At 37.9% G+C, this 10,591-nt stretch carries 12 protein-coding genes; 4 read left to right on the forward strand and 8 right to left on the reverse strand.

Features of this window, described 5'->3' with window-relative positions; translation table 11 throughout:
* Positions 1–13: 13 nt before the first annotated feature.
* Both AC1DPQ_RS07025 and AC1DPQ_RS07030 read right to left on the reverse strand, forming a co-directional pair.
* A complete protein-coding gene (locus tag AC1DPQ_RS07025) occupies positions 14–1,216 on the reverse strand; it encodes a glycosyltransferase family 4 protein (protein WP_477608548.1) in 1,203 nt (400 codons plus the stop codon).
* A gap of 22 nt (positions 1,217–1,238) precedes the next feature.
* A complete protein-coding gene (locus AC1DPQ_RS07030) occupies positions 1,239–1,847 on the reverse strand; it encodes a ribonuclease HII (RefSeq protein ID WP_477585327.1) in 609 nt (202 codons plus the stop codon).
* A gap of 86 nt (positions 1,848–1,933) precedes the next feature.
* On the opposite strand from AC1DPQ_RS07030, the gene AC1DPQ_RS07035 reads away from it, so the two are divergent.
* The 4 genes from AC1DPQ_RS07035 to AC1DPQ_RS07050 all read left to right on the forward strand — a co-directional run bounded on the left by AC1DPQ_RS07035 (position 1,934) and on the right by AC1DPQ_RS07050 (position 4,307).
* Positions 1,934–2,611, forward strand: coding sequence for a hypothetical protein (locus tag AC1DPQ_RS07035; protein ID WP_477585329.1), 678 nt, complete (start codon positions 1,934–1,936; stop codon positions 2,609–2,611).
* Positions 2,612–2,620: 9 nt separating this feature from the next.
* On the forward strand, positions 2,621–2,959 hold the full coding sequence (locus AC1DPQ_RS07040) for a TfoX/Sxy family protein (protein ID WP_131028013.1): 339 nt from the start codon (positions 2,621–2,623) through the stop codon (positions 2,957–2,959).
* A gap of 87 nt (positions 2,960–3,046) precedes the next feature.
* Entirely contained in the window at positions 3,047–3,679 is a 633-nt protein-coding gene (locus AC1DPQ_RS07045) for a hypothetical protein (protein WP_477608550.1), read from the forward strand.
* A gap of 97 nt (positions 3,680–3,776) precedes the next feature.
* Positions 3,777–4,307 (forward strand): DUF4251 domain-containing protein, encoded by a 531-nt coding sequence (locus tag AC1DPQ_RS07050; protein WP_477585038.1) that lies wholly within the window; start codon positions 3,777–3,779, stop codon positions 4,305–4,307.
* 89 nt (positions 4,308–4,396) lie between these two features.
* Here AC1DPQ_RS07050 and AC1DPQ_RS07055 read toward each other — a convergent pair whose 3' ends face one another.
* The 6 genes from AC1DPQ_RS07055 to AC1DPQ_RS07080 form a co-directional block, all read right to left on the reverse strand.
* Positions 4,397–5,479 (reverse strand): glutaminyl-peptide cyclotransferase, encoded by a 1,083-nt coding sequence (locus AC1DPQ_RS07055; protein ID WP_477585037.1) that lies wholly within the window; start codon positions 5,477–5,479, stop codon positions 4,397–4,399.
* On the reverse strand, positions 5,457–5,822 hold the full coding sequence (locus AC1DPQ_RS07060; protein ID WP_230142137.1) for a YraN family protein: 366 nt from the start codon (positions 5,820–5,822) through the stop codon (positions 5,457–5,459). Before AC1DPQ_RS07060 ends, AC1DPQ_RS07055 begins: the two co-directional genes overlap by 23 nt.
* 171 nt (positions 5,823–5,993) lie before the next feature.
* Positions 5,994–7,973, reverse strand: a complete 1,980-nt coding sequence (dnaG, locus tag AC1DPQ_RS07065; protein ID WP_477608552.1) for a DNA primase — start codon at positions 7,971–7,973, stop codon at positions 5,994–5,996.
* Between the two features lie 169 nt (positions 7,974–8,142).
* Positions 8,143–8,442, reverse strand: coding sequence for a GIY-YIG nuclease family protein (locus tag AC1DPQ_RS07070; protein WP_477581213.1), 300 nt, complete (start codon positions 8,440–8,442; stop codon positions 8,143–8,145).
* 84 nt (positions 8,443–8,526) lie between these two features.
* A complete protein-coding gene (locus AC1DPQ_RS07075; RefSeq protein ID WP_477581215.1) occupies positions 8,527–9,186 on the reverse strand; it encodes an SGNH/GDSL hydrolase family protein in 660 nt (219 codons plus the stop codon).
* A 16-nt stretch (positions 9,187–9,202) separates the two neighbouring features.
* Positions 9,203–10,591, reverse strand: a 1,389-nt coding sequence (locus AC1DPQ_RS07080) for a serine hydrolase (protein ID WP_477608553.1), incomplete at its 5' end; no start/stop codon positions are given.

Here is a 10,591-nt window from a genome sequence, read left to right on the forward strand (position 1 = left end):
CTACTAAAGATACTTACGCAGTCACCAATTCTTCGTAAATCTTCAGCATTTTACTGGAGATTAAAWGAACACCATGGTCGTTTTCTACTGTTTTGCGGGCGTTCTCTCCTATTTCTACCCAACGTTTAGGGTTAATGATACACTGTAAAATCGACCGGTAAAATTCATCTGCAGAATCAGCAATTAAAATGTCATGGCCATGCCTGCAATTAATTCCTTCTGCGGCAGTAGTGGTCGCTATGATGCATTTTTTCATGGCCATACCTTCAATAATCTTCACCCGCATTCCAGTGCCAGAGATTAAAGGAACAATCATAATTGCCTTAGAGTTCATAAATTCAACCGCATCAAAAACCTCACCCTCTACAATCAGATTTTCTGAATCGTATTCGAAGAAATGTTTCTGCATGTTTTTTCCTGCAATATAAAAACGAAGGTCTTTATTTAGTTTTTCAATATCGGGCCAGATATCATCCAAAAACCATTCTAGTCCTTCCTGATTCGGTCGCCAGTCCATTGCACCTAAATGAAACAGTGTAGGAAAACTGGTTTTACTTTTATCTACTTTATATTTTTCTAAATCGATGGCAACCGGAAAAACCGACATCGGAATTTCGCAACCAAACATTAATATGCTTTGGCGATCGGGCTCAGAAATGGCAAAAATATGGTGGAAACGGTTAATCTGATCGGTTTCATATGCTTTAAGCCGCTGGGCTAAAAAAGCTAAATATTTACGCCTAATGAGAAACTTTTCAGAATGAGAAAGACGTTCCCAAAGGGTAAATTCGATATTGTGTGCCCTGTAAATGAGCTTGGCATTACTGTTTGCCTTAACCACATCCAGATAAGGAACAACAAAAAGCCCCTCAAATTGAATAATATCGAACACGTTTTCTCGTAAGAGATTTTCTAACTGTCGCGCAGCATCTTCGCTATAATAACGGGAAACGTTATAAGATTCGTTAGTGAAAATATTAAAAAATGCCGACCATACATTTACATCTGTATCTAAATCGTAAGTATGGTATTTAATCTGTTCGAAAATAGGATCGTAGATATCCTCGATGTCGATCCGTCCTTTTGAGGGGTTGAGGCTAAACAAAGTAATATCTGCGCCAAGTTGCAGCAAACCTTTTATGGTATTATAAACCACAATAGGATAACCACTATTTGGCGGGAAGGGAACCCGCTTAGTAATCAACAGTATTTTCACAATGTTGTGAAAATACGAAATTTTAGGCGTTTTTTGAAAACAGTTCTAACTGAGGGTCGCTCACATTGAAAGTTTTACGGTGAAAAGGTGATAACCCGATTTCGATTACAGCCTTACGGTGCGCAATAGTTGGGTATCCTTTATTCTGCTGCCAATTGTAATGCGGAAAATCGACGTGTAGATTGGTCATATATTCATCGCGGTGGGTTTTCGCCAGTATAGAAGCGGCAGCGATATTTAGATATTTACCATCGCCCTTTACAATGCAACTGTGTGGAATTTGCGGATAGGTTTTGAAGCGGTTGCCATCAATTACCAGGTATTGTGGTTGGGTATGTAATTTTTCAATCGCCCTGTGCATGGCCAAAAACGAAGCATTTAAAATATTGATCCGGTCTATCTCTTCATGATCACAAGAAGCTACGGCCCAAGCTAAAGCTTCCTGTTCTATTATAGGTCTCAGAGCGGCCCTTTGCTCATGCGATAACTGCTTAGAATCATTTAATCCTTCTAACACAAAACCTTTTGGCAATATTACCGCCGCGGCAAAAACAGGACCAGCGAGGCAACCTCTTCCAGCTTCATCACACCCGGCCTCTAATAATTCTTCCTGATAGCAGTTTAACAACATATTGCAAATTTACTGAAATAGAGATAGTAAGGAAATTATTTTGTTCAACATCTTATAAACATTAATTTTAAGGATAAACAATTCTAATGCACGCTATTAAACTTACTTTAGTTTTTTCTTTGATTTGCCTTGTAGGTTTTGCGCAAAAGAAAAAATACGATATCATGAAGCCACCGGTGGAACCGCCATCGAGAGCAGACTATGCTGTTTTAGAAAAACGCATGGCCTGCATCCATCGAAACACTTATTCACTTGGTGAAAGATTAAAATTTTTCCCGTTTAACCAATACAAAAAGGTAATGTTGATTTCTTTCGAACTACCTGAGCCAAGTGCAGAAATTAATATTGCTGGTAAAACTCAGCCTAAAAATCATAATGAGAAAGAATTCACCGTAGCTTTGTTGGCAAAAAAACAAAAACTAGATCAAACGAGAATCAAAGAAAATAGGATTTTGTCAGCATTGGAGATTGATAAACTAACTGACATCCTATATAATTTTGGCTATAAGTCTACTAAGAGCTATAAGGGATTACTGATAGGAGATGATGGATATAGCTGTTATAATCCCAGAAATGCAATTGTATTTTTAGATGAAAAAGGATTGATAGCAGAATATATTGAGATTTGTTTCGAATGCCATAGAAGAGAAGATAGCTCAGAAAAAATAAAGACAGGAGAATTTTGCACTGAAAAATACGACTTGATCAGAAAATATTTCTACACAGTTGGAATTAAATACGGAACAGGCAAAAATGCACATTAATTTTAGACTATGAAATATAACGAAACCTTAGCGCTTCGCGTTGCCGAACGTTTAATGCATATACAAGATGTAGAGGAAAAAGAAATGTTCAGTGGGCTTATTTTTATGGTGAACGGTAAAATGTGTATAGGTGTTTCTAAAAACAGCATGATGGTGAGACTCGACCCCAATACTTTAGAAAATTTATCCGATAAAGATGGCTGGCAGCAGATGGTTATGGGCGGTAGACCAATGAAGGGCTACGTTTCGGTATCAGAAGATGTTTTAGGCCGGAATGATGAATTGGATTTCTGGGTTAACCTTGCGCTGGCCTTCAATCCTTTTGCGAAAGCATCTAAAAAGAAATAGTCAAATAACTAGCCATTATCTCACTAGCCTTTAAAAACTAGCAAGAGCCATATTTTTTGATTAATTTTGTAGTTCTAATCAAATTTTATGAAAAAAGGGGCTGCTATAGCGGTATTTCTGCTATCGATTTCATTTACTGTTCTGGCTCAAGTTAAAAGAACTGCAACATCAACAGAAACTAAAGAAACAAATTCACAACAATTAAGGGTTCAGGCGCCAGAAGGGCATTATTGTGATTACTGTAAACTAAATTATCCCGAATCACATTTCCCTTGCATTATGAAATCCATCAAAGGCAAATTAGATGTAGCCACTGGCGAAGTAAGTTTCGTGACTGGGCAGCCTATTGGTGGTATTGTGGTTAAAGGAGGTAAAAATCCAGGAGACGATGCAATTACCCTCGTAACCAACTCAAATGGAGAGATAGAATTTAATAATGCCAGTGCAGGAAATTATAAATTTATCATTTTGGTACCTTCCACTAATCCCAAATCGCGGGTAGCGGGCACGCCAATCGGTGGAATAATTGTTAAAGGTGGTAAAAATCCCGGTGGGAGTTTAATTACTTTAATTACGAATGAAAACGGAGAAATCGAACTCAACAATCTTCCTGTAGGCACCTATAAATTCACAGCAATGGGAGCTTCTGCAACAGAGAAAAGTAATCCGTTATACAAATCGAGTTATTCGGAAAAGGTAAATCCGCTATATAAAAACTAAAATCGTTAAATTTAGTCCACCGTCCATTTTTTGGCACTATTATGGAATCTTTCAAATCTGTGCATCTTTAAATTGTTACACATTTAAAACACACATTATGAAACGTTTAAATTTAATATTGAGCCTTGCCTTTCTTTTGATTGGGGTTCAATTATTTGCCCAAACCAATAAGGAAACTACAATAAAAATTGTAGCGGATAAAAATTATACTTTTGTTGCCAATACCGCCATGCCGATGTCGAACAACGACATTAATAAAGTATTAGCAATGATGCCTGGTAGTCAGGGTGGTGGTTCTATAAACCTGACGGGTTCGCAATACGATGTTAAGGTTACCAAAGACAGTATTGTTGCTTATCTGCCTTATTTCGGAAGATCTTTTTCTGCTCCGATGGATCCTACTCAAGGTGGTATTAAATTTACCTCTAAAGATTTCACCTACACAGAATCGAAGAATAAAAAAGGATCTTACACCATCCAGATTAATACAAAGGATGTAAAAAGAGAAAACTATCGGTTTACCATTAATATTTCGACCAATGGTTATGCTTCATTAACAGCAAGCAGCATGAATAAACAACCCATTATTTTTAACGGTTACCTGGACGAGCCGAAGAAACAGGATTAAGAGCTTGTCATCCTGAGCCTGTCGAAGGACCTATCTAAATTCATATTAAGGCATTTCGACAAGCTCAATGTGATACATCGATAATTAAATTATTTCTTAACCAACTCGATCTGGAAAATATGTGGCCACTTTTTACCGGCTACAAAAAGTCTTTTGGTTGCTTTATCGTAAGCGATACCGTTTAGCACATTATTAGCCTTTGCATCTTCGGTTTTAAAATAATCAGCTGGCAATAGTCCGGATAAATCGATCTTGCTTTCAACGGCACCCGTTTCTGGATTAATGATCAGGATTTCATTCGTAGTGTACACGTTTGCATAAATTTTCCCATCAATAATTTCCAGTTCATTTAAATTTTGAATTGGGCCTTTATTATCAAAAACATCAATCGAACCAATTTTTTGATAGGTATCTTTATTCAGAAAAAAGACAGTATTTGAACCATCCGTATTCAATACTTTCTCGCCATCAAAAGCCAGGCCCCATCCTTCTCTGCCGGTAGTGTACGAAAATTCAGATAGTTTTTTAAAGGTAGCTTTATCATATACAAAGCCAACTTTTTCGCGATAAGTTAACTGGATAATTTTGCTTCCGATTACAGTTATGCCTTCTCCAAAATACTGTTTATCCAAATCTGCTTTTTGAAGGATTTTACCTGTCGATGGTTCCACTTTACGCAAACTGGAATGACCGTAATCGCCAGCACTTTCGTAAAAAAAGCCATCATGATATTCTAAGCCCTCTACATAAGAAGAGGTATCATGAGGCAAGGTTTTAATTACTTTATAGGTATATTCCGTTGGCGCCTGAGCTGCTAAAACATTAATATTAGAGGTTAAATCCTCAGATTTTCCAGCGCCGAATATTTTGGCTGTTACCAAATGGTTACCCAATTTCAAACCTTCAGTTTTAAGTTTGATGGCCGAAGTATCGGCTTTTGAAATCATTTTAACGGTATCGATCAAGTAAACTACGGAGTCTACTTTCTGTTCAGCGCCAAACTGTACTTTAACATCAAATTCATTTCCTGACGGCACATTAAGACCAGTCATCGGTGAAATAAAACTACGGTAGGTTGTGGTAGAATCGTCTTTACACGAACTTACAAATGCAAGCACGATTCCGGTAAATATGAAACTTTTAATGGGGTTAATCTTCAGGCCAAAACGCATCTTCAATATGGTTTAAATTATAATTTTTATTTTTTGTAAATGTAATTGCAATAATATCAAAACGGATATCATTTTGATGGTTCATTAATTCAATATAGGCATTAGCAGCCAATTCCATCTGTATTTGCTTGGCTTTGTGTACAAATTCTTCCGGTTCGCCAAAAGCAACCGAACTCCTGGATTTAACTTCTACAAAAACCATAATGCCGTTTTTATAAACAATTAAATCTACCTCGGCTTTACCATGGGTCCAGTTTTCATCTAAAATCTCATAACCCTGGTCTTCCAGATATTGCCTTGCAATATTTTCGCCTGCTTTACCTAAATCATTATGAAACGCCATATCTAATATTGATTTTTTTACTGGACGATCGTCATGATTGAAAAGCCGTCATTTCGAGCGAAGCGCAACGCAATCGAGAAATCTATTATAGATCTCTCTCCCGATTTAACGTCGGGACTACGCTTCAGTCGAGATGACGAAATCTCTACAGGACTCCTTGGCAAGTGTAATTTATTTAACAATAACAGAACCCAGGAACTTAGAAATCTCTCGCTCAACGCCTTTAATCACTCCATAACGCTGCATTAAAATCATTTGGTTATCCTCGTTCTTTTCCTCTTTAATTTCTTTCAACAGATTCATCAATWTTTTTTCGACTTTACGCTTTTTAAGGTGAAAAATGCCACCTAAAATRGTCGCTTTTAAATTCATCGTTTCATCTTTAACATAGATAAGATGTTTATTTAACCAGTTCTCACTTAAAGCATATTCTGAGGTTGAAAGTGTAATGGCCAGATCGGCAATATCTCTATCCTCATGTTTAACAAAGTGGTTCGACGTGGGTAATCGGCCGTTGTCGATTTCTGATTTATAATAATCGATAATTCTTTTGCAAAGTGGATCATCAAATTCGACATCGCTCAGATTCTGCATGATGAATGAACCGATGTACATATCATCAATTTTATCCCAGTTTACAAGTTCGTGCCCGAAAGCCAGTAATAAGCGCACAATTTCTTTTTCCTGATGCTCATTTTCTTCTACAGGTGCTTCATGACCCATTGGGCCTGCGCTGTCATCCCATAAATCATCAGGTGGGCCAAGTGGCTCTGGTGCACCTGAAGAATATGGTTTCGGACTTGATGATGGATTTGCCCGCTGATTATTATCAAAGCTTTTTTTGAGCTTTGCCGAGCGCATTTTATTTAACTCACTCAGTAAAATATGCTCATCTATTTCGAGTAAACTACTACACTCCCTGATAAAAACGGAGGCCTTAATCGGGTCAGGGATTTTGGCAATACTTTCTACAATATCGCGGATAATGCCTGCTCTTTTAATCGGATCATTGCCCGCATCTTTAAGCAATACATTCGCCTTGTATAAAATAAAGTCTTTTCTATTCTGCTCGAGATAGGTTTTAAAAGCACCTGCCCCAACATGGTGCATATAAGAATCGGGATCGTGGCCATCGGGGAAGGAAACGATTTTCACGTTCAGTCCTTCTTCCAAAATCATATCCAAACCACGGAGGGAGGCTTTAATACCTGCAGCATCACCATCAAACAAAATGGTAATGTTCTGGGTAAAACGCCCGATCAGTTTAATCTGCTCTACGGTTAACGAAGTACCCGAAGAGGCTACTACGTTTTCTATTCCGGCCTGATGTACGGAAAGCACATCGGCATAACCTTCCGCCAGGTAACAGTTATCCAAATCGCGAATGGCTTTTTTGGCATGGAACAAACCATAAAGGACATTCGATTTGTGGTAAATTTCACTTTCTGGTGAATTTACATACTTAGGGACATTTTTATCGGTTTTTAAAGTCCTACCTCCAAAACCAATAATCCTGCCTGTAAAGTTGTGGATCGGAAACATTACCCGCCCGCGAAAGCGATCGTAAATTTTGCCGTTATCGTTTTTGATCGATAATCCGGTGGCTTCTAAAAACTCCAATTTATGTCCGGCGTTGATTGCGCTTTGAGTCATCGCATCCCATACATCCGGAGAATAACCCACCTCAAATTTTTTAAGGATGTCTTCCCTAAAGCCACGTTCTTTAAAATAACTTAAGCCGATGCCCTTTCCTTCATCTGTTTCCCAAAGCTGTTTTACAAAAAATGCAGCAGCGTACTGCGAAACGACATAAAGACTTTCTTTGGCACTTTGTGCTTCGGCATCTTGAGGGCTCAGTTCGGCTTCCTCAACTTCTATATTGTATTTATTGGCTAAAAATTTAAGTGCTTCGGGATATGAATATTTTTCATGATCCATAATAAAGCGCACTGAATCCCCCCCTTTACCACAGCCAAAACATTTGTAAATGCCTTTAGTTACGGATACGTGAAAGGAAGGTGTTTTTTCGCCATGGAAAGGGCAATTACCAATTAAACTGGTTCCGCGTTTTTTTAAGTGCACAAAATCCCCAACTACCTCCTCAATACGGGCGGTATCCATTATCTTATCTATCGTTTCGCGGTTTATCATATATTATTATTGTTCGTCATTGCGAGGAGGCACGACGAAGCAATCTTTTATGCTTTTATTTATTTTCAATTGGTTACCGTCAAACAGGAAAGATTGCTTCACTCCATCGCACAATCCCCTTCTTCAGTTCGCAATGACGATATATTTTTAATCTACAATGGTATAATATTTACCATTCTTTCACTATCTCCCATAAATCCTTCCATTCAGGACTCATGGATTCTATTAATTTTATCTTTTTTTTACGGCTTCCACCCTTAATTCTCTTTTCTTCTGCAATCGCTTCCTCTATCGAATCATAAGAACAAAAATAAACAAGTTTGTCCATGTTATATTTAGCCGAAAAAGATTTCGGATATACCTTGTCTCTATCCTCTTTTATCCTAAACATTAAATCTGAAGTAACTCCGACATATAATGTAGTATGAGTAAAATTAGTAATAATGTAAACTGTCCCTCCTCTTTCCATTATTATTTTGATCTGTTAAACTGGAAAGATTGCTTCACTCCATTGTACAATCCCCTTCTTCGCTTCGCAATGACGAATATCTATCTACTTCACCAAAGGCAATAACTGATCGGCAACCAATTTATTACCTGTTTCATTTAAGTGTACTCTATCAACAGTTAAAATGCCTTTTTCTTTATCCTCTGGATTATTTTTTGCCTCGTACTCTGCAAAAATTTTCCTTAAATCGCATACAGGAAGATTATTTTTTGCAGCCAATGTTCTAATACCTTCAGCATATTTATTCAAATCGGCATCTAGCTCATTCGTACCATCTTTTTTCTCACCAACAACTGATGGAGTAACCAATACCACTTTGCTGCCTACACCCTGAATTTTGTTGATCAGCGCCTGATAAAACTTTAAATATTTGTCATAATCGGTTCCGGTATGAGAAGATTGTTTATGCCAAACATCATTAATACCGACATAAATCACCACTAAATCGGGTTTCTTGTTGAGCACATCATCTTCTAAACGCAGGTATAAATCGTAAACCTTGTTGCCGCCAATTCCGGCTCCAATTATATCATATTTAGTAGAATCGAGCGATTTTTTGATCAGGGTTACATATCCGTTTTTAGAAACACCCTGTTGGGTAATCGAGTCGCCAAAGAAGATAATCCGTTTTGGTTTAAATGTCATTGATGTAAATGCAATTAAGCAAAAGCTTAGTAAAATACTCGTTTTAAATAATGTTTTCATTGTATAATTGGTTAGGTTATTTTTTATCGGTCTTTTTAAAATCCAGGTCCTGGAAATCGAAACTAAAATCGGTTAGCGGCGAAATCGCTTCTATTTTAAAACCATTGGCCGAAGCATTGTTATCTAAACTAAAATTAACAAAAGCATCGGCATCTAAACTTCTATCGTACCATTTTACAATAAAGGTATTTCCTTTGTAGTAAGTCATGTCGCCTTTCAATTTTGGAGCGTTTTTAGCCTGAAAATGCATCTTGCCGTTCACCTCACTAATGGTTACATCGCCAAACCAGGCATCATGAAAAATGCCATAATAATGTTTAACATCTGGCTTTGCGACCGACAGTTTTTGCTGAGCCGCAATATCGTTCCAAACTTTGCTTACCATCTCGTCAGCCTGTTTTTCGTTTCTGAGCCTGTTATCGTTATAGGTTTTAATCCTGTCCTGTCCTCTAATACCAAGATAACCATCTTTAATCGAATTGGTGATCGAATTAAAAGCAGCACCAGATTGCTGATTGGTTAATACAATAATGCCCAATTTCATCTCTGGAATGATCGTTACCTGTGTTACAATCCCTGACAGACCGCCTGTGTGTGTTGCCTGAAAATTGCCATTTACATTACTCAAAAACCAACCTAGGCCATAACTACTAAAAGCAGCTGGATTACCTCCTGCAATAATGGTCTGCGGCGTCCAAAGTTCTCTTGCCACAGCAGGACTGAATAATTTCTTGTCAAGAGTTTCGCCATATTTGCCGCCATTGATCATGGCCATTACCCATTTGCTCATATCGGTAACGTTCGAATAAATTCCACCAGCAGCATTTGCGATCTCTCCGAAGCTTAGTCCTACAGGAAGCAGTTTACCTTCGTAAGGGGCATGGCCATCAATTACATTCGATTTGTCTTTTAAGCGGTACCACGAAGCTGCCGTTTTGGTCATGCCTAATGGTTTAATGATCCTGCTTTCAATAAAATCTTCGTAAGTAATTCCTGAAACCCTTGCTACCACATCGCCAGCAACAATATACATCAGGTTGTCGTAATCGTATTTGGTACGGAAAGAGGAAACCGGCTTTAAATAACGCAGGTTATGGATCAATTGCTTTTTATCAACGGTTGAAGAATCTGGCCAGATCATTAAATCGCCCGCACCTAAACCCAAACCGCTGCGGTGCGTGAGCAAATCGCGGATAGTAAATTCGCTGGTTACGTAGGCATCGTACATTTTAAACTCCGGAATTACATCGGTAACTTTAGTATCCCAGGTGATTTTCTTTTCATCAACCAACATACCCAATGCCGCAGCCGTGAATGCTTTTGTATTTGATGCCACACCAAAAAGGGTATTCTCATCAACCTTTTTATTGGTTTTGATGGAACTTACCCCATAACCTTTTAAATC

The organism is Pedobacter sp. 01T416_2 (assembly GCF_056398925.1).